This is a genomic window from Aliiroseovarius crassostreae, assembly GCF_001307765.1.
GTDB lineage: Bacteria > Pseudomonadota > Alphaproteobacteria > Rhodobacterales > Rhodobacteraceae > Aliiroseovarius > Aliiroseovarius crassostreae.
Window position 1 is genome coordinate 401691 of sequence record NZ_LKBA01000019.1, and the last position, 21483, is coordinate 423173.

The window sequence follows — 21483 nt, forward strand, 5'->3', positions numbered from 1 at the left end:
CTCTTATGCGACCGAACGGGCCGCCGTTTCATTCATTTTGAAAACCATATCAAGGATCAGGGCGGCCGGGTCAAGATTGACGGCTTTCCCATGAGAGGCGCGGGCCGACAGCTCCTGCTGCAAGGACGCCCAGTCGCGTGCGGCGCGCGGATGCGGCGCAAGCCGTTCAAACAAAGCCGTTTCCCCATCTGCTGCAGGCAATTGTGCCGGCATTCCGGCCCCATGGCGGGCCAGACGCGCGAGGAACAGGTCAATCAGTCGCAGCGTGACCTCAAACCGGGAGGCGTTGGCTTTGCCAGCCACCCCATCTGCCAGTTTCAAGGCCCTTGGCCGGTCATAATTGGGGGCGGAATGTAGAATATGCACAAGCTCGCCGTATATCCCCAGCCCGTTCACCTGAAGAAGCTGCAGGGCTTCGCCCACGGATCCCCCGGCCAATGCCCCCAGTGCCTGCATCTCATCCGGGCTGGGATATTCGTCCAGCCCGTTCATGATCTGCGCCAGAGCGTCCGGCGCCAGCGGGGGCAGGCGCAACTCGCGACAGCGCGAGCGAATGGTTGGCAATAGTCGCGAGGGCTGGTGGCTGACCAAAAGCATCACAACATTTGCCGGCGGCTCCTCCAGCACTTTCAGCAATGCGTTTGCGGCCGAACTGTTCATCTCATCCGCCGCATCCACAATCACCACGCGACGCCCACCACCTGCCGCGCTGAGGGCAAAGAAGCTTTTCAGTTTGCGCACCTCATCGACGGTGATGTCCTGTTTGTGACGTTTGAGCTTGTCATCCCAGGGGCGGCGCAACAGGAACAGGCCGGGTTCTGACAGGGCGTGCATCCGGCGTGCAACTGGATGATCGGCGGCAATGTCAAGGCTTTGCGGGGGCGGGGCGGCAAACATTCCGCCATCGTCAGGAGGGGTGGCCAGAAGGAAACGGGCAATGCGCCAGGCCAGCGTGGCCTTGCCCACGCCGCGTGGTCCGGTGATCAGCCAGCCATGGTGCAGCCGGTCCGAAGTGAACGCCTCGAGAAAGCGCGCCTCTGCGGCGCCTTGTCCAATCAGCTGCAAGGCGTCACGGGGATGCGGCACGCCTTCGATACAGTCCGGTTGGGGGATCTCGTCTGCGGCACTCATCGGTCCTGGCTTTCTGAAAGAGCGGCTTCGGCGAGCGTGGCCACATCTGCCGCGACGCTCTGCATGTCCCGCGCACCATTCACCACGCGAAACCGATCAGGGGCGTCCTTGGCCAGTGCCAGAAACCCCTTGCGCATCAGTTTTTGCAGATCCGCACCGAAATCCTCAAACCGTTCCTCGGTGCCATTGCGGCTTTTTGCGCGCGCCAGACCGACCTCCGGGTCCATGTCGATCAGAAAGGTCACATCCGGTTCCTGCCCGATCATCAGCGCGTGCAGTTGATCCACCGTGGCACGCAGATCGCCGGAGCGGGTGCCTTGGTAAATCCGTGTGCTGTCGGCGAAACGGTCTGTGATCACGATTTTCCCCGCGGACAGGGCAGGGCGGATCAGTCGTTCAATATGATCCCGTCTTGCAGCCGTAAATAACAAAAGTTCGGTTTCCGCCGACCAGCGGTCGGGATCCCCCTGTAACACCAGGGCGCGAATTTCCTCGGCCCCCGGGCTGCCGCCCGGTTCGCGTGTCAGCACCACATCATGGCCCGCTGCCCGCAGGTGCTCTGCCAGCAGGCGTGCCTGGGTGGATTTCCCCGACCCGTCAATACCTTCAAAGCTGATGAACAGCCCCGACCCGTTTTTGCTGATCATATCTGACCTGTCAGTTGAGGAAAGAGGTCAGGGCGCTGTCCTGCCCCATGACCTTGCCCAGTATGCGTTGTGCCGCCACGCCCATACGCTTGCCGATCCCGGCGGCGGCAACATCTTCTGCGGCAACAAGTGGGACAATCTGGTCAGGCAGGTCGGGGCGTTCCACGATCATTTCTGCGAGTTGCTGCCCCGCGCTGATCGGCGCTTCGGTTGGGCCGACCCATTTGATCTCAGCCTTGAGCGGGTCACGTCCAACCGCAGAAACCAGCAGTGACACATCCTCTGCGGTGGTCAGGCCAACCGAATTGACATTGCCAAGCCAGACCGGAATCTCGGCCACTTTTTCCCCGGCCTTCACCGGGGTCTTGATGGCAAACTGACGGAAGGCCCAGTTCACGATTGCCTCGGCCTCTTCTGCACGCGCCTTTGAGGAGCTCATACCAGAAAGCACAAACACGATGCGGCGATTTCCCTGACGGGCAGATCCCACCAGCCCATATCCAGCTTCTTCCGTATGACCGGTTTTCAACCCGTCCGCACCGATCCCCAGTGGCAGGAGCGGGTTTCTGTTGAAGCGGTTGTCAGGTGCGCGGCCTTTGTAATGAAATTCGCGTTGCGCAAAATAGGGGTAGTATTGCGGGAATTTCGTGATCAGGTAATTGGCCAGAATGGCGAGGTCTTTCATCGACATGCGTTGCCGTGGGTCTGGCCAGCCGGAGGAGTTTCCGAAACTGGAATTCTCCATCCCCAACTCTTTGGCCCGTTCCGTCATCATCCGGGCAAAGGCCTCTTCCGTACCGCCGAGCCCCTCGGCCACCACGACACAGGCGTCATTGCCGGATTGCACGATAATGCCCTGGATCAGCTCTTCTACCGTCGGGCGGTCGGTCTTGTTCAGAAACATGGTGGAACCGCCCATGTCCTGCGCCCGCTGCGAGACGGCAAACGGGGTGTTCATCGAAACGCGCCCGTCCTCAAGTGCTTCGAACAGAAGGGCAATGGTCATCAGCTTTGACATCGAGGCCGGTGGCAAGGCCACATCGGCGTTTTTCTCCATCAAAACGGTACCCGTGGTCACATCCAGAACATAGGCGGAAGAGGCACGGGTATCAAAGGCACGGGCGGGCAGGCCTGCGATGACAAACACCACCATCGCGGTGATCAGAGCAGATAGGCGAAAGTGGCGAACGGTGTGTCTGGTCATGTCAGTGGCTCACGAAATAGGCGTCGGCAAAGCCAAGATCCCGAATTTTCTTCAGGATCGAGGAGCGTTCGGTGCTGCTGGTGGTTGGGCCGACAATCACGCGCCAGAATGATTTTCCACTGGTGGAACCCGGCTTGATCGTGGGCAGCATCCCTGCGCGTTTCATGGCCTCTGCGGTGTTCTTGGCGTTGGTTTCCACGCTGAAAATACCGATCTGGATATAGGGTTTTGCAAGACCGGACGGTTTGGACGGGGCGGCCACGGGTTTCGGAGCCGGCTTTGCGGCAGGTTTAGCTGTGGCAGCGCCCGATGGGACCGTGGCTTCGGCCCGATCCAGCGCGGCAGACGCGGCGGCAATCGGATCGTCCAGCGTGTTTTCACTGATTTCGCCGCTTTCAAGCGCATCCGGTGCTGGGACAGGAGTGTCATCAACTTCGGGCTCTGGCTGGACGGTTTCCTTGCGCAGCGCGGTCACCGAGAGATTGACCGGATTGCCCGCCAGCATGCCCAATGTCTCAGCCGCGTCAGATGAGACCTGAAAGCGCGGACCAGGCACGTCACGTTCGCGCCGGAACAGGGCCCCGATCACAAATTTCCCGTTTGCTTCATTGCGAATGATCACACGCTCCGGGTCCTTGGCATCGGAATGCGCCACCCACACCCCCCCGAGGCTGGGGCGGCCATCCCACAAGCCGGTTTCCGACATCTGAAACACTTCGGGCGCTTCGACATCCCGTTCCACGGTGCGGCTGGTTGTGTCCGCGGTGGCAGTTGCGCCATCCGAGTTGCTGTTTTTCTTCAGAAAACCCGGAAGATTGGTGTCGTCACATCCCGCAACCGTCAATGCGCCCGTCAGGATCATCGCCACTTTCAAAGTGGTCTTTTTTGCCATGTTATGCCCCTAAAATTCTTGCTGGCTCTTTCGCCGTTTCCGCCCAATTGCGGCTATAGTAGCGGCATGTTCCTTTTGTGAAAAGTCCCGTGCGAAGAATGGGCAAGAACTGGCATGCACGGGCGTGCGGGGGGTGATCACACTGGCCCGGAAAGGGGGTTTTAGAATCAAAACCTTGCCGTTATGAGTTCCCGGGTCGGAGGAGTGGCAGAGTGGTTGAATGCACCGGTCTTGAAAACCGACGTAGGTGAAAGTCTACCGTGGGTTCGAATCCCACCTCCTCCGCCATATCTCATCTTGTCGTCTATTAGAGCTGGTGGCTTACTTTGCCGCTGGACTTTTGGTGTTTTTCCACCACAGATTGAACAACGAAAATCAATACAGACAAACAAATAAGGCAAAGAGCATAATGTTCAGTTTTGTCGATGATCGAGACCTTCAATCGATCAGGCGTTCCATATTCGCCTTAGCGGGGATCTTTGCGTTTTTGGTTTTGACCCCAGACCTTCAACTGGTTCTGCCACGGGCAATTTTCCAAGGAGCCGTGGACAAAACAGCCGCCGTTGTCGTTCCAAAGAACGGGATTTATGCGACAATCTTTTTCGCCCAAATTTATCTGCTTACTCGTTTGGCATTTTTGTATTCTCCAGCTCTGGAAGCTATCCAAAGGGAGTATGAGGTTTCACATGCTGGTAAGGCGGTTCACTCTCCCAGTCTTGAACAGAACATGCGCTACCTGAGCGGGGCGATTGATCAGGCGGTGCAGGGTTGGCCAGAAATGATTGAGGACATTGTTGGAAAAATTACCTCTGCAAAAGATCTTTTTGTGAAGGAGGTTTCCAATCTGGAAACCGCTTCGGAAAAATTGGGCAGGCCTCTAACGAAAGACGAGATTTTCAACAAGATCAATGTTCATAAGATAGATACCGCCATAAATCGAGTGACGGGTGACAATAATCCAGAAACTAGCTTACGTTTTCTCAATGAACAGATAAAAACGGCATTGGTAACTCTCGAAGAGTTTAATGCAACGCAAAGAGACATCGCAGACAAAGCCAACCGCGCCAGGCGTTTAAAGTTTTACATTTTTGACATGGTATTGCCTGGATTTGTTGCTCTTATATGTATACTTGCTGCACTGACCGCTTGGCATATGGCTGGGTGAACCGAAGACAGATCCGGTGATCACCCAACGCGTTTCGTAATCATCGCCGCAGGCCTTCACACCGCATGTATTGGGAGTGAAATAGGTCTCGATGCTCATTTCGTGATGCGCCCAAATTTTCATTCCTGCTACGATCACAAAAAAAGCGCCCGACCTGCCGGTGGGCGCTTTTTGAACTGTTGGGATGAAGGTCCCGCGTCCAATCAGAACGGGATTTCGTCGTCGAACCCGCCGCCGGAGGGTTGCCCGCCGCCTTGAGTGCCACCACCAAAGCCACCGCCCTGATCATAGCCGCCCCCTCCCTGAGAGCCTCCGCTATAACCGCCGCTCTGGCCGCCACCATAATTGCCGCTGCCGCCACCTTCGCCACGACCGTCCAGCATGGTCAGGGTCGATCCGAAACCCTGCAGCACAACTTCGGTCGAATACCGGTCATTGCCGGACTGATCTTGCCATTTGCGGGTCTGCAATTGACCTTCGATGTAAACCTTTGACCCCTTGCGCAGATATTGCTCTGCCACCCGGACCAGACCTTCGTTGAAAATGGCGACCGAGTGCCATTCCGTGCGCTCGCGACGCTCTCCGGTGTTGCGGTCTTTCCAGGTTTCCGAGGTGGCAATGCGCAGGTTGCACACTTTGCCGCCGTTCTGGAAGGAGCGGACTTCGGGGTCACGGCCCAGATTGCCGATCAGCATTACCTTATTGAGCGAGCCTGCCATGGACGGCTTCCTTTCGATTCTTCACATTTCGCATATCGTTACACAGATACGCCCCAAGGTGAAAACGGTTTCCTGTGGATGAATTCGCTCCGCGCGGGCAACCGGAGGAATTCAAAAATGGTGCGGGAGCCCGTTAGGGCGCTGGCTGGCGCCAAATGTATTGGCTAAATGGTGCGTCCGGGTGTTTTGGAAAGCCCGGCTTTGCGGCATATGGGCATAAAACCGCCGCGGCCATTGTCGCGTTGCAATTTTTAACTATATTGCCTGCAGAAGTTTGGAGAGAAACATGTCTCAGCGCAGCGTTTTTCATAGGATTGGTTTGGGTCTTTTCTTGATGTCGCTTCCGGTGGCACCGGCCTTTTCGGATGGGCTGTTTTCCAGTTCAACGGGGCGCGCCAATTTTTCGTCGCAACTGGATGTGCTGGACACACGGGCCGCTGAGCAATATGCCGGATCGACCCGGTTGCGGCCCAATGCGGATCAGGAACAGGGTGGCGCAGAGGGGATACCGCGGTTTTCAGGGAACTATCGCGGCCAATATCTTTCCATGGCCAAGGCGGCTGCGCGCAAACATTCCATTCCCGAGGACCTGTTTCTACGCCTCGTGCAGCAGGAAAGCGGCTGGAACCCCCGTGCAAAAAGTCATGCCGGAGCGATCGGGCTGGCCCAGCTGATGCCCTTCACCGCGCGCAAACTGGGGGTGAACCCGCATGATCCCAGACAAAACCTGGAAGGGGGCGCCCGGTATCTGCGTCAGCAATACAACAAGTTCAGATCCTGGCGCCTTGCGCTGGCGGCCTATAATGCGGGGCCCGCGGCGGTCGAGAAATATTCCGGTGTGCCGCCCTATCGGGAAACGCGCGGTTATGTAAAGGCGATCCTCGGCGGGTGATGTTCGCGCTTTTTCGGCCTGTTTTATCGTCAGTCAGTCTGTCGGCCAAAAGGCGACCGGGGTCAGTGCGGCGTCAGTGCGTCGCACGGAATTGCGAGGGCGTCACCCCGGTGTGTTTCTGAAAGGACCGGGTGAAATAGGCGGCGGAGGTAAACCCAAGGCTGCGCGCGATGTCTTTCACCGGAAGCGTGGTTTCGCTCAGCAATCGGCGTGCTTCGTAATGGATCCGATCCGCGAGAATGGTCGAAGCTGACCGCCCGCAGGCCCTGTTGCAAACCCGGCTGAGATGGGTGGGGGTCACGCCCAGCGCGCCAGCATAGTCCCGCACGGATTTCGGACTGTGGAAATCCTGCTCGACAAGGGCCGCGAAAGCATTGGCCAGTTTGGCACCGGATTTTGCCTGTGCCAGAGAACGGTCTTGGTCGAAACATTGATGTTCAACCTGCCGATCCAGCCAGACCGAAATCAGGCCGGCATGGCACATCATCGCGCGATGGGCGCGTTCGGCATGGGCTGCGTCAAACCGGTCCATCTCTTTTTGCAGGTTATCAATCATCCGGCTGAGTTCCATCTGCCGGTCCCCGTCAAGCAGGCGCAGGTGAAACGGATCGTGCGGCAACGACAGCTCCTCTTCGCTGGCTTGCGGAAAGACAACCATCGTGCCGCTGACCTGGGCTGAAACCTCAAACCCGTGCATGATGCCGGCAGGCACGAAGATACAATTATGCGGGCCATATCCTGCCGTGACGCCATTCACGGTGATCCGCCCCTGACCACGGGTGAACCAGATCAGAACGGGAGCACCGTAGGAACGCATCGCTTCGGTTCGCCATCGTCCCCCTTTGCTCATCCGCGCCAAGGGGACGACGCGGAAAGGAGAGGGTAAAGAACGTGTCTCTTGTTGCATTTGTGACCCCCGGCAGGCAGCGGTGCATGAAAGCAGGCAGGCTTAAATATTAGGTCAAAAATGCCGTTTTGTCGCTGCAAAATAAGGGTGCATGGAGGTTTTCCACAGGGTTATCCACAAAAAATGTAGACAATTGTGGGTGACTGGGGCCGGGTGTTGTCAGATGGTTAACCCAACAGGAGGTTCGATCTGTTCAAGCAGGCGGCGCGCGTGTGGCCATTAGGGCAGGGGAATCGCCTGCCAATGCTTCATGCGTTTGCGAAACCAGGTGCGTTGGCGTTTGGCATATTGCTGGCTGGCGATGATTGCGGCCTCGCGTGCGTCGTCCAAACTCAGCTCACCCTTCAGATGGGCAATCAATTCGGGGGCCCCGATGGCCTTGGCATGGGGGGCCTTCGGGTCCCAGTTCTCAAGGTTTGCCCGCGCTTCATCAAGGGCGCCGCCTTCCAGCATCAGGTCAAAGCGACGTTCAATCCGGTTGCGCAGCCAGTCCCGGTCGGCTTGCAGGACAATGGCGGTGCAATCTGCCAGCGCCAGCAGAGGTGGCGGTGTGTCGTCCTGCCACGACGCCAGCCCTCGCCCGGTGCTGCGCTGCACCTCCCAGGCGCGGGCCACGCGGGCCGGGTTGCGCTGGTCGATCCGTGCAAGCGTGTCCGGGTCCAGGGCGGACAAAAGGGCCCTGATCCCCTGCGTGGCAAGAAGGTGTTCCCCTTCCGCCCGCACCTCTGGCGGTGTCAGGGGAATATCGGCCAGCCCCTCGGTCAGGGCGGACAGGTTCAACCCGGTGCCGCCAACAATAATGGGACGGTCCCGGCCTTGCAGGATCTGAGCCACTTCACGCAGCCAATGCCCGACGGAATAGTCTTGATCCCCCGGGATATGCCCATACAGGCGGTGTGGCACCCGCGCCTCTTCTTCCGGCGAAGGGCGGGCGGTGACAATGCGCCAGTTTGAAAACACCTGCAACGCATCTGCATTCACAATCACCCCGCCACCGGTTTCGGCAATCTCCATCGCGAGGGCGGATTTGCCCGAAGCGGTTGCCCCGGCGATCAGCACCGGGCGGTTGGGCGGGAGGGTGCGAATGTCGAAGGGAAGGTGATCTGGCACGGCAAAGCTTTCGACTGTGGGGATCGGGTTGAGGGTTTCCAGGTGGCGCAGGCAGGGCGTTTTTTCGAAAGACGGCCCGTATACGCATTGAAAGTTTCGCCTGTTTGGGCCATTTTGCCGGGCAAGACAATCTTCTTGTTCAGGACCTTCCACCCATGACTGATACCTCTGCTGCCGTATTCTCTGAAGAAAGCGGCGATACCTCCGCGACCACCTATAAGCGCGTGATGCTGAAAATCTCTGGCGAAGCGTTGATGGGGGACCAGGGGTTTGGCCTGCACCCGCCCACCGTCGAACGAATCGCGCGCGAAGTGAAAAGCGTGGCCGAGATGGGGGTTGAGATCTGTATGGTGATCGGGGGCGGGAATATTTTCCGTGGCCTGTCCGGGTCCGCCCAGGGGATGGAGCGCACCACTGCGGATTACATGGGGATGCTGGCCACCGTGATGAACGCGCTGGCGATGCAGTCTGCGCTGGAAGGAATGGGGGTATTCACCCGGGTCATCTCCGCCATTCGCATGGATGAAGTCTGTGAACCCTATATCCGCCGCCGGGCGGTGCGCCACCTTGAGAAAAAGCGGGTCTGCATTTTTGCCGCCGGAACCGGGAACCCCTATTTCACAACTGATACGGCTGCCACCTTGCGGGCCAATGAAATGGCCTGTGAAGCCATTTTGATGGGCAAAAACGGTGTGGACGGGGTGTATGACAAGGATCCCAAAGAACACGCAGATGCGGTGCGCTATGACCATGTCAGCTATGATGACGTGCTGGCCAAGCGTCTGCGTGTCATGGACGCTTCTGCCATTGCGCTGGCGCGAGACAACAACCTGCCACTGGTTGTGTTTGGTCTGGATGAACCGGGTGGATTCAAAGGCATCCTGTCGGGGCAGGGCACCTACACCAAAGTGGGCGGCTGATCTGGCCGGGGGGATCCGATCGGATTGGGCAAGGACCTGCCCATAAGACACAGTTTTTTCCGCTGCAAATGGGCCGCCCTATACAAGGCCCGTGCGGGAGGGCTATAGGTATGAAAAGACGCTCGAAAACAAGAGCAGATGGATAAAGGGGACGCCTGAGATGGCTGACGAAGAATTTGAACTGGATCTGGATGATCTGGAACGCCGTATGGAAGGCGCCCTTGGCGCGCTGAAAACCGAGTTTGCATCGCTGCGCACCGGGCGCGCGTCGGCCTCGATGCTGGATCCGATCATGGTGGATGCCTATGGGTCGCGCACCCCTCTGAACCAGATCGGCACCGTGAACGTGCCGGAGCCGCGGATGGTGACGGTGAATATCTGGGACAAATCTCTGGTGGGGAAAGCAGAAAAGGCGATCCGTGAAAGCGGTCTGGGCATCAATCCCCAGCTGAATGGCACGATCATCATGCTGCCGATCCCTGAGCTGAACGAAGAACGTCGCCGCGAACTGACCCGCGTGGCCGCCCAATATGCCGAAAGCGCCCGTGTCGCTGTGCGCAATGTGCGCCAGGACGGGATGCAGCAGCTGAAACGTGCCAAGGATGGGATGAGCGAAGACGATCACAAGATGTGGCATGATGAGGTCCAGGAGCTGACCGACAAACATGTCAAGATGGTCGATAAGGCGCTGGAAACCAAGCAAGAAGAGATCATGCAGGTCTGATTTTAGACCTGTCAGGAGGGGCCGCGTGGGCAAGGATAAAACATCGCCGGAACATGTGGCCATCATCATGGATGGCAACGGCCGCTGGGCGCAAAAACGCGGCCAGCCGCGCCTGTTTGGCCATCGCGCCGGTGCCAAGCGGGTCCGCGAGATTGTGGAAACCTGCCCCGAGTTTGGCGTCAAATACCTGACCATCTTTGCCTTTTCGACAGAGAACTGGAAGCGCACCCAGTCGGAAGTGTCCGGTTTGATGAGCCTGTTTCGGCGTTACATCAAGAAAGAAGCCCGTGCGCTGCGTGATGAAGGCGTGCGGGTGCGCTTTATCGGGGACCGTGTGCGGCTCGATGAAAAGCTGCAAAAGCTGATGGACGAGCTGGAAGAACTCACCTGCGACAATGATCGTGTGCATTTGACCATTGCGCTGAATTACGGTGGCCGTGACGAAGTGGCCCGCGCCGTGAAACGTCTGGCGCAGGATGCCGCTTTGGGGCGGATCGACGCAGATCTGGTAGATGAACAAACGCTCGCAAAGTATTTGGATACTTGTGTTTTACCGGATCCCGATCTGGTCATTCGAACCTCTGGTGAGGCGCGGATTTCCAATTTCCTTCTTTGGCAGTCGGCTTATGCGGAATATGAGTTTATTGATACGCTCTGGCCGGATTTCAATGCCGAACTTTTTGGCCGGATCGTTACGCGCTTTGGCGGACGGGATCGCCGGTTCGGGGGCGTGGACACTGCAGCCGAATAACCGCTAACCGCAGGGCGATCCGGGGATCGGCGCTGCCCAAGGACTGCTGATGACCAGTAGAAAAGGAACCGCATGTCAGATGTGAAAACCGGATCGAAATGGATGGATCTTGGCCCGCGCGCCGGTGCCGGACTGTTGATGGCGCTGGTGGCCGGGGCAGCGATCTGGATGGGAGGCGTTGTTTTCGTCACCCTGATCGCGGTGGTGATTGGCCTGTGCTTTTGGGAACTGATCCGGCTTTTGGACCCGACAAATGCATTGGTGCCAATTGGTGTCGGCGTTCTTGCCGCTTTTGCCGTTGAACTGGCCGGATTGCGTTTGATGGGGGCAGGTGGCTTTGGCTGGACCTGGATTGGCCTTCTGGTGGCGCCGATGCTGGGCGCTTATCTGTTGCCGGACCGGCGTAATCTGGCACTGGGATACGGGTTTGTGATCATGCTGGCGGCATTGGGATTTTTGCAATTGTCCCATGGCAGGCTGGTGATCTGGCTGGTGCTGGTGGTGATCGTGTCTGATATTGCGGGATATTTTGCGGGACGCATCCTTGGCGGGCCGAAATTCTGGCCCCGTGTCAGCCCCAAGAAAACCTGGTCAGGAACGGTGGCCGGATGGATTGGCGCTGCCTTGATCGGGCTTTTCTTTGCCTCTGAAGGGACGACACTTTACTGGATGATCGGTTCTGTTCTGGCCGCATTTGCCGGGCAGATGGGGGATGTGATTGAAAGCGCGATCAAGCGCCATGTAGGTGTCAAGGACAGCTCTTACCTGATCCCCGGCCATGGCGGTGTGCTGGACCGGTTTGATGCCATGATTGGGGCCGCAGCCCTGATTTATGTTCTGTCGCTGGTCATGGCCGTTCCGGTGTTCGTGGCGGGGTGATCCATGCGCAGAATTTCAATCTTTGGAGCAACCGGCTCCATTGGCCAATCCACCATTGATCTTATTGCGCGTGACCCAGAGGGGTATGACGTTGTTGCGTTGACCGGGGGGCATAATGTGTCCCAACTGGCCCATGATGCGCGGCGTCTGAATGCGGATGTGGCGGTGACAGCCCATGAACGCAACCTGCCTGCCTTGCGTGACGCGCTGGCGGGGTCTGGCGTCGAAGCAGCGGCCGGGGCGGGTGCGCTTGAAGAAGCGGCCTGTCGTCCGGCGGATTGGGTCATGTCGGCAATAGTCGGGGCCGCAGGGCTTCTGCCAGGATTGCGCGCGCTGGAAAACAGGGCGACGCTGGCATTGGCCAACAAGGAAAGCCTGGTTACCGCGGGCCCCCTGATCATGGCCACGGCACAGGCGCATCACACGCGGATCCTGCCGGTGGACAGTGAACATTCCGCCGTGTTTCAGGGTCTTGTCGGCGAAGATATGCACGCGGTTGAACGGATCATCATCACGGCCTCCGGCGGTGCATTCCGGGACTGGCCGCTTGAACGGCTTGCCTCTGCCACCTTGGCCGAAGCCTCCTCTCATCCCAATTGGGACATGGGGCAACGGATCACAATCGACAGTGCTTCTATGTTCAATAAGGCGCTGGAAGTTATCGAAACAAAAGAGTTTTTTCAGATTGATTCTGAAAAAATCGAGGTGCTGGTTCATCCGCAATCCCTGGTGCACGCGCTGGTGGGGTTCAACGATGGCGCCCTGATGGCCCATCTGGGTGCGCCGGATATGCGTCATGCCATCGGCTACGCGCTGCATTGGCCCGAACGGCGGGATCTGCCGGTTGAGAGGCTGGATCTGGCCCGCGTGGCGACGCTCGAATTTCGGGCACCAGATGAATTGCGATATCCGGCCTTGCGTCTGGCGCGCGAAGTGATGGCAGCCGGGGGGCTGACGGGCGCGGTGTTCAATGCGGCGAAGGAAGTGGCACTGGATGGGTTCATCTCGGGCCAGGTCGGTTTCATGGAAATGGCGGGGTTGGTTGAAGAGGCGCTCTCTGACCTTTCTGGCGACAGAACACTGATCGGAGCGGCCATGACCCTTGATAATGTGCAGGCCGCTGACCAGATGTCCCGTATCAGGACGCAGGAGTTGATTGCAGCGCGCGCCTCTCGTCCCGTCACAACCGTGCTAGAAGGATAATCATGGATCTCATCTCACTCCTGCCGAATTTTGGCAATCTGGCCTTCACGGTTCTTGCGTTTGTGGTCGCTTTGACCATCATCGTGGCGGTGCACGAATATGGGCATTACATCGTTGGGCGCTGGTCCGGGATCAAGGCGGATGTGTTTTCCATTGGCATGGGGCCGGTGCTGTATTCGCGCGTGGACAAACATGGCACCAAATGGCAGGTCGCCGCTTATCCCATTGGCGGATATGTCAAATTTGCTGGGGATGCCAATGCGGCATCTGGCGGTGCCGATGAAGAGGTTCTGGCAGAGCTTTCGCCAGAAGAGCGTCGCCACACCATGCCGGGGGCGCCGCTTTGGGCCCGTACCGCGACCGTTGCGGCCGGTCCGATCTTCAATTTCATCCTGTCGATCCTTCTGTTTGGCGGGATTTTGATGTGGGCCGGGGTGGGCACCGATCCGCTGACCGTGGGCAAGGTAAAACCCTTGCCGGGCGTAGAAGATGTCTTGCAGCCGGGCGATGAGGTTCTGTCAATCGCCGGGGCAGAGACGCCCAAACTGTCGGAGTTTTACACCTTCGCCACTCAACTTCCCAACACGCCCGTTGTGGAATACCGCCTGAACCGGGATGGCAAGAAAGTTGTGGTCATGGGGCCGCATCCTTTCCCGGCTCTGATTGGCTCGGTGACACCGAAATCTGCGGCGATTGAGGCGGGTCTGCGTCGCGATGATCTGATCGAGACGGTTGATGGCAATCGGGTGGCCACATTTGAGGGGCTGCGCGACCTAGTGGTAAACGGGGAAGGTGCCCCTTTGACCTTGGGTATTTATCGTGACGGGGAGCGTCTTGAGGTGACACTGACACCCCGTCGTCAGGATCTTCCGCTGCCAGAGGGTGGATTTGAAACCCGTTGGTTGATCGGTGTTTCCGCAGGGCTGATATTTGAACCGGCCACGCGCACGCCCGGTGTTCTGGAAAGCCTTGAGGGAGGGGTGGATCGGGTGATCTATATTATCCGTTCCAGCCTGTCGGGCCTGTGGCACATGATCACCGGTGCGATTTCTAGCTGCAACCTGTCGGGTCCGATTGGTATTGCCCAGGTGTCAGGGCAGGCCGCGTCACAGGGGACGTCCAGTTTTATCGCCTTTATTGGTATGCTTTCAACGGCGGTTGGCCTGTTGAACCTGTTCCCGATTCCGGTGTTGGACGGTGGGCATCTGGTCTTCTTTGCTTATGAGGCCGTTACCCGGCGCAAACCCAGTGACAAGGTGATGAATATCCTTCTGATCATTGGTCTGTCGCTTGTTCTGTCGCTGATGGTGTTTGGGGTGACCAACGACCTGTTTTGCTAAGGTGAGGGGGGACGTGTCAGAGGAGTGGGCAGGCGTGGAACGATTGCCTTGAAAATGCCACATTCTGCCGAAATTTGCGCCACATTCCTGCGGTTAATCTCTTGTTACCGCCCGTAATGGGTGTTTGTTTCAGGAGAGTGAGATGGACCATATTCAAAACGGACTGCACAATGGCTATCGCGGCCTGTCCCTGCTGCTGGGATTAAATTTCGACCGTTTCCTAAGCGCGGGCGCCATCCTTGTTGCCCTGTCCCTTGCATCGATCATGGTGAACCTGTTCCTTTAAGAACACCTCCCTGAAAGGCGTGCGCCAGACTTTTGCTGCATGGCCTCAAGCTGAAACATTATGTGAGCCCTTCAAAGCGCCCTCTTGCCGGGGCGCTTTTCCGTCTTTGACATGCTCCCGCCGACCCTTTATTCAAAATTGGAAATGGGATGTTTGAGCGGAAGCTAAGTTATGAATAATAAAGGCAGTCTGAAGTGCGGAACCCTGTGCAGCAAAGACAGGTTTTCACGTTTTGCAAAACGCAGTTCAGTTGCGATTTTGCTTGGAATAACAGCGGCTTCCGGTGGATATGTTGCCCCGACCATGGCGCAGACATATGCGTTCAGCGCGGTTGATATCGAAGGGGCGCAAAGGGTCAAGGCCGCAACGATCCTGAACTATCTGGGAATCAACCGTGGCCAAGCGGTCTCTGCGGCCGAGGTCAACGACGCCTATCAGCGCCTGATCGGGTCCGGTCTGTTCGAAAAGGTCGAGCTTTTGCCGCAAGGTAGCAAGCTGGTGGTCCGGGTTCAGGAATTTCCCACGGTAAACGTCGTCTCCGTCGAAGGTAACCGCCGCCTGAAAGATGAGATTTTCGAACCTCTTCTGAAAACAAAACCGCGTTATGCCTATAGCCCGAGCACGGCCGAACAGGATGCCCAGACCATTATTGAGATGTATCGGGCGCAGGGGCGGTTGGCCGCCACTGTCACACCGCGCATCATTCGACGCGCCAACAATCGTGTGGATGTGGTTTTTGAAGTGACCGAAGGCAAAACGGTTGAGGTTGAACGCCTGTCCTTTGTGGGCAACCGTGTCTTTTCCGATGCGCGTCTGCGCCGCGTTCTGGAAACCAAACAGGCGGGTATTTTCCGTGCCCTGATCCGCGCAGATAGCTATATCCCGGAGCGCATTGAACTCGACAAGCAGGTGCTGACCGATTTTTATCGGTCGCGCGGATATGTCGATTTCAAAGTGCTGAATGACAGCACTGAATTCGCGCGGGAGCGCGACGCGTTCTTCATCACTTTTTCGGTGCAGGAAGGGCAGCAGTTCACGCTTGGTAACATCACCACGACAACGGACCAGCCTGAGGTTGATGCGGATGAGTTTGCGGCCGCCTCCAAGCTGCGCTCGGGGGTGGTCTACTCTCCGCGCCTGATTGAAAACACGATTGCACGGATGGAGCGTCTGGCGCTTCGCAAAGGGCTCAACTTTATTCGCGTTGAACCGATTGTGACCCGAAACGAACGTGATCTGTCGCTGGATATCGAGTTCAACGTAACGCGCGGCCCGCGGATTGTGGTCGAACGCATTGATATCGAAGGCAACGCAACCACGCTTGACCGGGTGGTGCGCAGCCAGTTCCGTACGGTAGAAGGGGATCCGTTTAACCCGCGCGAAATTCGCGAGGGTGCCGAGCGCATTCGTGCACTTGGCTTCTTTACAACGGCTGATGTGAAGACCCGCCCGGGGTCTGCGCCAGATCGCGTTGTTGTGGATGTGGATGTGGAAGAAGGCCCCACCGGCAGCCTGAGCCTTGGCGGGGCTTACAGTCTGGAAAACGGTTTCGGTCTGAGCCTTTCCTATACGCAGCGCAATTTCCTAGGCCGCGGGCAGTTCCTGAAACTTGGCCTGTCGACAGCAAAAAGCACCCGAAGCTTTACCTTCAACTTCTCCGAACCCCGGTTTCTGGGCCGTGATCTGACCTTCGGCATTGACAGTAATTTCACCGAGGACACGACAAACAATTCGGATTTCAACAGCACGGAAATCCTGTTCCGCCCGTCGCTGAGCTTTCCAGTCAGTGACAATGGTCGCCTTGGCGTCCGGGCTTTTGTTGAAGGCATCGAAATGTCGGAAGCAGGTTCAACCGGCGACAGTTCTCAGATCATCAAAAACGAAATTGCACGCGGAAATCAGGTCGGGTTTGGCGCGGGTCTGACCTATAGTTTCGACAGCCGGCGCACGGGTCTTAATCCCAACGCGGGCGTGCTGCTGCGCGCTAGCGCCGATATTGGCGGTTTGGGGTCGGATTATCAGTATATCAAGGCCGAGGCGCTTGCCCGCGCCCAGACCAAGGTTCTGAATGATCAGGTCACCTTGTCCGCCACTTTGGAAGGTGGGGGCCTTGCCGGTCTGGATAGCGGTGGGGTGTCACGGTTCACGGATCGGTTCCATCTTGGTCCGTCCAAACTGCGTGGATTTGCCAGCAACGGGTTGGGGCCGCGCGACCTTGGGGCAATCAACAAGGATACGCTTGGCGGCAATTTCTACGCGGTGGCCCGGCTTGAAGCGGAGTTCCCGCTTGGCTTGCCTGAAGAATACGGTATGACAGGCGGCTTGTTCCTGGATGCGGGCACCCTCTGGGGGCTGGATGATAATCTGGGGGGCGCGATTGACGACGATGCCTATCTGCGGTCCTCCATCGGGGCGTCGCTGTTTTGGAAAACACCGATTGGCCCGCTGCGCCTGAACTTCTCGCATGTTCTGGAAAAACAGTCCTATGACGAAGAGAACAATTTCGAGCTTACCATCTCGTCCAGTTTCTGATCCGATGCGTATGGGGGAGGCAAAACCGAGTGGGACCCGGCGCGCGCGTCAAGGTCTCACTGTGGGGGCACCCGCTTGGACACTGGTCACAGCCCTTGGGGTGATGATGGGGGGGGCTGCTGCGACAGGCCTTGCCGTTGCGCAGGACAGCAGCGCGCCTGTTTCCACCCCTGCAACGGCTGCACCGCCCGCACCGTCTGTTTCGGCGCAGGCCTCTCATATTCTGACGGTTGATCGCGACCGGCTGTTCAGGCAGTCGGAATATGGGCGACGTATTTTGCAGGATCTGGAAGCGGAACGCGCGCGTCTGGCTTCTGAGGCGCGCAGGGTGGATGACGCCCTTGCAGCTGAGGAAAAGCGCCTGACCGAGGAACGCGCGCGCCTCAGCCCAGAGGCATTTCGTGCGCTGGCCGATGCGTTTGACGAAAAGGTCCAGGCCCTGCGGGCACAACGCCCTGAACGGGAGCGCAGTTTCACCGAGCGGTTCGAGCGTGAGCAACAGGCGTATTTCGACCGGATTGGCCCGATTTTGGGGGCAGTTGTGCGCGAGCGTGGTGGTGTTGTGATCGTGGATCGACGGGCAATCTTGTTGACGACGCAGAATATCGACATCACCGATCAGGCCATTGCATTGATCGACCGGCTGTTGGGCGATGGAACGGGGTCAAAAGGGCCTGCCGTTCCGCCGCCACCTGCTGCGCCAGAAGACGAAAACGGGGCGGATGCGGCATCTCGCCCGGAGGCTGACCCTGACGCAGACGATGGCAATTGAGACCGTCCCGGCTTTCGCTTTGCGCAATTGGTGTGATCTCGCTTCGGATTGGCGTTGTTTCACCGTCGCGGGCTTGATAATCACAATATGAAAACAAACACTTTGGTTCCGGGCCGGATTGTGCCTGTCGGGACCAGTTGAAAAGGACATGACAATGGTTGATGTGCCCGCCACTGCTGATATTCTATTGATCCAAGAGTGCATTCCGCACCGCTATCCGTTCCTGCTGGTGGATCGGGTCGAAAATATCCGCAAGGGTGAGTTTGCCCGCGGGATCAAGATGGTCACCATGAATGAGCCGCATTTTCAGGGCCATTTTCCGGGCCTGCCGATCATGCCTGGCGTGACGATCATCGAAGCCATGGCACAGACAGCAGCGGTAATGGTGTCCCTGTCGCTTGATCTGGTGGGGACCGGTGCCGTGGTTTATTTCATGGGGATCGACAATGCCAAATTCCGCCGCAAGGTGGTGCCGGGGGATGTTCTGACCATGGATGTGACCACTGTGCGCGGTGGCGCCAAGGTCTGGAAATTTGACGGGGTCGCGAAAGTTGGCGATGAGATCGCCTGTCAGGCCACCTTCATGGCGATGATTGACGTGACTGGCGGAAAGGGCTGATCCATGGCGATTGACCCCTCCGCTCAGGTGCATGGCAGCGCGATTGTTGAGGATGGCGCGGTTGTCGGGCCGGATTGCCAGATTGGGCCATTCTGCCATATCGGCCCAAAGGTCAAACTTGCCCAGGGGGTTGTCCTGAAATCCCATGTTGTTGTGACAGGGGACACGGAAATTGGCGATGAAACGGTCGTTTTTCCCTTTTCCGTGATTGGTGAGATCCCGCAGGACCTGAAATTCTCGGGTGAAGACACCAAGCTGATGATCGGCAAACGCAACCGGATCCGCGAACATGTGACCATGAACACTGGCACCGCAGGGGGTGGTTTTGTGACCCGGGTGGGGGATGACGGGCTCTTTATGGCTGGATGCCACGTCGCTCATGATGCCCAGATTGGCAATAACGTGATCCTTGTGAACAATGTGGCCGTGGCTGGCCATGTGGTGATCGAAGATGACGTGATTGTTGGGGGATTGTCCGGGTTGCACCAATGGGTACGGATCGGTCGGGGCGCCATTATCGGGGCCTTGTCCATGGTGACCGCTGATGTCCTGCCTCATGCGCTGGTGCAGGGGCCGCGTGGCGAACTGGATGGGCTCAACCTTGTGGGACTGAAACGTCGGGGGGTGGCGCGTGCCGATATCACAGCATTGCGCGCTGCGTTCCTGTCGCTCAAACAGGGGGAAGGCAGCTTTCAAGACCGGGCTCGACGCCTTGATGAAGAAACGGACAGCACCTTTGTACGCGAAATGACCCGCTTTATTCTGGGCGAAAGCGATCGCGGCTTTCTGACCCCGAAGTAAACCATGCTGGATTATCGTGAAACACCCGGTCGCCTTGCGATCATCGCCGGGGCAGGTGATCTGCCCCGCACCCTTCATGCGGCCAACCCACAGGCCTTGTTCGTGTCCTTGAAGGGGATTGATGTGATCCGTCCCGCCGGGGGGGACCAGGCCGAAGCGTCTTATGAAAAACTGGGGGCCTTGTTCAGGCTTCTGCACCGGGCAGGGGTAAAGCGTGTCTGCTTTGCGGGCCATGTGTCACGCCCGAAACTCAACCCGCTGCGCATGGACATGACCACGCTGGCCCTGTTTCCGCGTCTGAAAGCGGTGCTGGGCAAAGGGGATGACACCGTGTTGCGGCTGGTGGCCGACGTCTTTGAAGAGCAGGGGTTTGAGGTTGTGTCCGCCTCAGATGTCTCCTCAGCTCTGACCGGACAGGCCCAGAATGCCGGGCGCGAGATGAGCGCACAGGACCGCGCGGATGCGGACCGAGCCTTTGCGATCCTGCGCGCACTGGATCCGCTGGATGTGGCCCAATGTGCCGTTGTGGCGGGGGGGCAATGCCTGGGGATTGAAAGCATCCAGGGCACGGATGCGCTGTTGTCTTACGTGGCCGAGACACCGGAAAAGCTGAAACTCGGCGCAGCGGGGGTCTTTGTCAAACGGCCCAAAACCGGGCAGGACAGCCGCATGGATACACCCACTATCGGCCCCGCAACCGTGCGCAATGTGGCGCGGGCCGGGCTTGGCGGCATTGTGATCCCGGCCGGGCAGGTGCTGGTTCTGGATCAGCCGGAAGTGATCCGTCTGGTTGAGGAGCTTGACCTGTTTCTGGAGATGCGGAAAGGGGAGGCATGAAGGTCTTTCTGATAGCGGGGGAACCGTCTGGTGATCGCCTCGGGGCGGCACTTATGGCGGGTCTGAAAACCCTGTCCCCTGAGGTGTCGTTTGCCGGTGTCGGCGGCGTCGCCATGCAGGGGGAGGGGATGGTGTCGCAATTCGAGATGAGCGAATTGTCGGTCATGGGCATTTCCGAGGTTCTTCCCAAATATTTCCACCTGAAACGGCGCATTCGCGAAGTGGCGGCTGAGGTGCTGCGGCTCCGCCCCGATGTTCTGATCACCATCGACAGTCCGGATTTCTGTTTGCGTGTTGCCAAGATCGTCAAAAGCGAAGGCGGGGCTGAGATCCCGATCGTGCATTATGTGGCCCCGTCGGTCTGGGCCTGGCGACCGAAACGGGCGGTAAAGATGGCGCGTCATGTGGACCATGTTCTGGCGCTGCTGCCGTTTGAGCCGAAATATATGCATGAGGCCGGCATGGGATGCGACTTTGTTGGCCATCCGGTTGTGGCCGAGCCACAGGCCACAGCCCATCAGGCGCAGGCCTTTCGGGATATTCACGATGTGGGCGACGGTCCGTTGCTGCTGGCGCTGCCCGGGTCCCGCAAAGGTGAGATTGCCCGGGGAGCAGAGCGTTTCGGGCAGGTCTTCGGAGAATTGGCGAAATCCCATCCGGGATTGAAAGTCGTCTTGCCAATGGCACAGGGTGTGGTTGATCTGGTGCGGGCAGAAACGGCGAAATGGCCGGTGCAGCCTATTCTGATTGCTCCTGAAGATCAGGATGCCAAGCGAGCTGCGTTTCGCGCGGCTGATCTGGCTCTGGCCACCTCTGGCACGGTTTCACTGGAACTTGCTGCCGCCGGCACACCGATGGTGATTGCCTATGAGATGAGCTGGCTCAGCCGGTTGGTGATTGGCAATCTGCTGTTGATCGACACGGTCACGCTGGTCAATCTGGTGTCCGAGACGCGTGTGGTGCCTGAATTTCTGGCCGAACATTGTCAGGTGGAAAATATCGTTCCCGCGCTTGAGGAGGTGCTGACCCATCGCCAGTCGCAGGATTATGCCATGGACCTGACGATGGAGCGCCTGGGAAAAGGGGGCGAATCGCCCGGACTGCGCGCTGCTCGTGCGGTTCTGGGGGTGGTGGAACAGGGCAGGGGATAAA

General features: G+C 58.2%; 22 protein-coding genes and 1 tRNA gene. 16 read left to right on the forward strand and 7 right to left on the reverse strand.

The window, feature by feature from the left end; all coding sequences use genetic code 11:
- Nucleotides 1-3: 3 nt before the first annotated feature.
- The 4 genes from AKJ29_RS14690 to AKJ29_RS14705 are packed head-to-tail and all read right to left on the reverse strand — an operon-like array spanning nt 4 to nt 3874.
- Nucleotides 4-1131, reverse strand: a complete 1128-nt coding sequence (locus AKJ29_RS14690) for a DNA polymerase III subunit delta' (RefSeq protein WP_055192076.1) — start codon at nt 1129-1131, stop codon at nt 4-6.
- Nucleotides 1128-1778: a dTMP kinase gene (tmk, locus tag AKJ29_RS14695; protein WP_055192079.1), complete on the reverse strand. Its 651-nt coding sequence runs from the start codon at nt 1776-1778 to the stop codon at nt 1128-1130. The genes AKJ29_RS14690 and tmk overlap by 4 nt, the downstream gene beginning before the upstream one ends.
- Before the next feature lie 10 nt (nt 1779-1788).
- Nucleotides 1789-2982, reverse strand: coding sequence for a D-alanyl-D-alanine carboxypeptidase family protein (locus AKJ29_RS14700; protein WP_055192081.1), 1194 nt, complete (start codon nt 2980-2982; stop codon nt 1789-1791).
- Between the two features lies 1 nt (nt 2983).
- The gene (locus AKJ29_RS14705; RefSeq protein ID WP_055192083.1) at nt 2984-3874 is read right to left on the reverse strand and encodes an SPOR domain-containing protein; all 891 of its coding nucleotides are present in this window, start codon (nt 3872-3874) and stop codon (nt 2984-2986) included.
- 198 nt (nt 3875-4072) lie between these two features.
- Between AKJ29_RS14705 and AKJ29_RS14710 the strand changes: the two genes are divergently transcribed.
- Nucleotides 4073-4162: transfer RNA gene (locus AKJ29_RS14710), tRNA-Ser, on the forward strand.
- A complete protein-coding gene (locus AKJ29_RS14715) occupies nt 4122-5039 on the forward strand; it encodes a hypothetical protein (RefSeq protein WP_074963739.1) in 918 nt (305 codons plus the stop codon). The genes AKJ29_RS14710 and AKJ29_RS14715 overlap by 41 nt, the downstream gene beginning before the upstream one ends.
- 203 nt (nt 5040-5242) lie before the next feature.
- Here the strand turns inward: AKJ29_RS14715 and ssb are convergent, their stop codons facing one another.
- A complete protein-coding gene (gene ssb / locus AKJ29_RS14720) occupies nt 5243-5758 on the reverse strand; it encodes a single-stranded DNA-binding protein (protein WP_055192087.1) in 516 nt (171 codons plus the stop codon).
- A gap of 334 nt (nt 5759-6092) precedes the next feature.
- Between ssb and AKJ29_RS14725 the strand changes: the two genes are divergently transcribed.
- Nucleotides 6093-6650 carry a lytic transglycosylase domain-containing protein gene (locus tag AKJ29_RS14725; protein ID WP_055192487.1) on the forward strand — a complete coding sequence of 186 codons (558 nt, stop codon included), beginning with the start codon at nt 6093-6095 and terminating at the stop codon, nt 6648-6650.
- Nucleotides 6651-6723: 73 nt separating this feature from the next.
- Here the strand turns inward: AKJ29_RS14725 and AKJ29_RS14730 are convergent, their stop codons facing one another.
- Both AKJ29_RS14730 and miaA read right to left on the reverse strand, forming a co-directional pair.
- Nucleotides 6724-7500, reverse strand: a complete 777-nt coding sequence (locus AKJ29_RS14730; RefSeq protein ID WP_074963740.1) for an AraC family transcriptional regulator — start codon at nt 7498-7500, stop codon at nt 6724-6726.
- Nucleotides 7501-7776: 276 nt separating this feature from the next.
- Nucleotides 7777-8667, reverse strand: a complete 891-nt coding sequence (gene miaA, locus AKJ29_RS14735) for a tRNA (adenosine(37)-N6)-dimethylallyltransferase MiaA (protein WP_055192488.1) — start codon at nt 8665-8667, stop codon at nt 7777-7779.
- A 155-nt stretch (nt 8668-8822) separates the two neighbouring features.
- Between miaA and pyrH the strand changes: the two genes are divergently transcribed.
- The 13 genes from pyrH (at nt 8823) to lpxB (ending at nt 21482) form a co-directional block, all read left to right on the forward strand.
- Complete coding sequence (pyrH, locus tag AKJ29_RS14740; RefSeq protein WP_055192091.1) at nt 8823-9587, forward strand: UMP kinase; 765 nt, start codon at nt 8823-8825, stop codon at nt 9585-9587.
- A gap of 160 nt (nt 9588-9747) precedes the next feature.
- Nucleotides 9748-10311 carry a ribosome recycling factor gene (gene frr, locus AKJ29_RS14745; RefSeq protein WP_055192093.1) on the forward strand — a complete coding sequence of 188 codons (564 nt, stop codon included), beginning with the start codon at nt 9748-9750 and terminating at the stop codon, nt 10309-10311.
- A 25-nt stretch (nt 10312-10336) separates the two neighbouring features.
- Entirely contained in the window at nt 10337-11062 is a 726-nt protein-coding gene (locus AKJ29_RS14750; RefSeq protein WP_063139435.1) for an isoprenyl transferase, read from the forward strand.
- Nucleotides 11063-11134: 72 nt separating this feature from the next.
- Entirely contained in the window at nt 11135-11941 is an 807-nt protein-coding gene (locus tag AKJ29_RS14755) for a phosphatidate cytidylyltransferase (RefSeq protein WP_055192095.1), read from the forward strand.
- A gap of 3 nt (nt 11942-11944) precedes the next feature.
- Nucleotides 11945-13144, forward strand: coding sequence for a 1-deoxy-D-xylulose-5-phosphate reductoisomerase (gene dxr, locus AKJ29_RS14760; RefSeq protein WP_055192097.1), 1200 nt, complete (start codon nt 11945-11947; stop codon nt 13142-13144).
- 2 nt (nt 13145-13146) lie between these two features.
- Complete coding sequence (rseP, locus tag AKJ29_RS14765; RefSeq protein ID WP_055192099.1) at nt 13147-14484, forward strand: RIP metalloprotease RseP; 1338 nt, start codon at nt 13147-13149, stop codon at nt 14482-14484.
- Between the two features lie 142 nt (nt 14485-14626).
- Nucleotides 14627-14770: a hypothetical protein gene (locus AKJ29_RS19925; protein ID WP_173487102.1), complete on the forward strand. Its 144-nt coding sequence runs from the start codon at nt 14627-14629 to the stop codon at nt 14768-14770.
- Between the two features lie 258 nt (nt 14771-15028).
- Nucleotides 15029-17302, forward strand: a complete 2274-nt coding sequence (bamA, locus tag AKJ29_RS14770; RefSeq protein ID WP_314732207.1) for an outer membrane protein assembly factor BamA — start codon at nt 15029-15031, stop codon at nt 17300-17302.
- A gap of 61 nt (nt 17303-17363) precedes the next feature.
- On the forward strand, nt 17364-18074 hold the full coding sequence (locus AKJ29_RS14775) for an OmpH/Skp family outer membrane protein (protein WP_161805450.1): 711 nt from the start codon (nt 17364-17366) through the stop codon (nt 18072-18074).
- 154 nt (nt 18075-18228) lie between these two features.
- Nucleotides 18229-18693: a 3-hydroxyacyl-ACP dehydratase FabZ gene (fabZ, locus tag AKJ29_RS14780; RefSeq protein ID WP_139231419.1), complete on the forward strand. Its 465-nt coding sequence runs from the start codon at nt 18229-18231 to the stop codon at nt 18691-18693.
- Nucleotides 18694-18696: 3 nt separating this feature from the next.
- A complete protein-coding gene (gene lpxA, locus AKJ29_RS14785; protein WP_055192104.1) occupies nt 18697-19494 on the forward strand; it encodes an acyl-ACP--UDP-N-acetylglucosamine O-acyltransferase in 798 nt (265 codons plus the stop codon).
- 3 nt (nt 19495-19497) lie between these two features.
- A complete protein-coding gene (locus AKJ29_RS14790) occupies nt 19498-20331 on the forward strand; it encodes an LpxI family protein (RefSeq protein ID WP_055192106.1) in 834 nt (277 codons plus the stop codon).
- Nucleotides 20328-21482: a lipid-A-disaccharide synthase gene (gene lpxB, locus AKJ29_RS14795; RefSeq protein WP_055192108.1), complete on the forward strand. Its 1155-nt coding sequence runs from the start codon at nt 20328-20330 to the stop codon at nt 21480-21482. The genes AKJ29_RS14790 and lpxB overlap by 4 nt, the downstream gene beginning before the upstream one ends.
- The last annotated feature ends 1 nt before the right edge of the window (nt 21483 follow it).

Coding starts and splice junctions, on each gene's coding strand:
- ssb (WP_055192087.1), bottom strand. CDS start 5,758: ATGGCAGGCTCGCTCAATAAGGTAATGCTGATCGGCAATCTGGGCCGT.
- frr (WP_055192093.1), top strand. CDS start 9,748: ATGGCTGACGAAGAATTTGAACTGGATCTGGATGATCTGGAACGCCGT.
- pyrH (WP_055192091.1), top strand. CDS start 8,823: ATGACTGATACCTCTGCTGCCGTATTCTCTGAAGAAAGCGGCGATACC.
- AKJ29_RS19925 (WP_173487102.1), top strand. CDS start 14,627: ATGGACCATATTCAAAACGGACTGCACAATGGCTATCGCGGCCTGTCC.
- rseP (WP_055192099.1), top strand. CDS start 13,147: ATGGATCTCATCTCACTCCTGCCGAATTTTGGCAATCTGGCCTTCACG.
- AKJ29_RS14730 (WP_074963740.1), bottom strand. CDS start 7,500: ATGAGCAAAGGGGGACGATGGCGAACCGAAGCGATGCGTTCCTACGGT.
- AKJ29_RS14700 (WP_055192081.1), bottom strand. CDS start 2,982: ATGACCAGACACACCGTTCGCCACTTTCGCCTATCTGCTCTGATCACC.
- AKJ29_RS14755 (WP_055192095.1), top strand. CDS start 11,135: ATGTCAGATGTGAAAACCGGATCGAAATGGATGGATCTTGGCCCGCGC.
- AKJ29_RS14690 (WP_055192076.1), bottom strand. CDS start 1,131: ATGAGTGCCGCAGACGAGATCCCCCAACCGGACTGTATCGAAGGCGTG.
- dxr (WP_055192097.1), top strand. CDS start 11,945: ATGCGCAGAATTTCAATCTTTGGAGCAACCGGCTCCATTGGCCAATCC.
- lpxA (WP_055192104.1), top strand. CDS start 18,697: ATGGCGATTGACCCCTCCGCTCAGGTGCATGGCAGCGCGATTGTTGAG.
- AKJ29_RS14725 (WP_055192487.1), top strand. CDS start 6,093: ATGTCGCTTCCGGTGGCACCGGCCTTTTCGGATGGGCTGTTTTCCAGT.
- AKJ29_RS14705 (WP_055192083.1), bottom strand. CDS start 3,874: ATGGCAAAAAAGACCACTTTGAAAGTGGCGATGATCCTGACGGGCGCA.
- lpxB (WP_055192108.1), top strand. CDS start 20,328: ATGAAGGTCTTTCTGATAGCGGGGGAACCGTCTGGTGATCGCCTCGGG.
- tmk (WP_055192079.1), bottom strand. CDS start 1,778: ATGATCAGCAAAAACGGGTCGGGGCTGTTCATCAGCTTTGAAGGTATT.
- AKJ29_RS14790 (WP_055192106.1), top strand. CDS start 19,498: ATGCTGGATTATCGTGAAACACCCGGTCGCCTTGCGATCATCGCCGGG.
- fabZ (WP_139231419.1), top strand. CDS start 18,229: ATGGTTGATGTGCCCGCCACTGCTGATATTCTATTGATCCAAGAGTGC.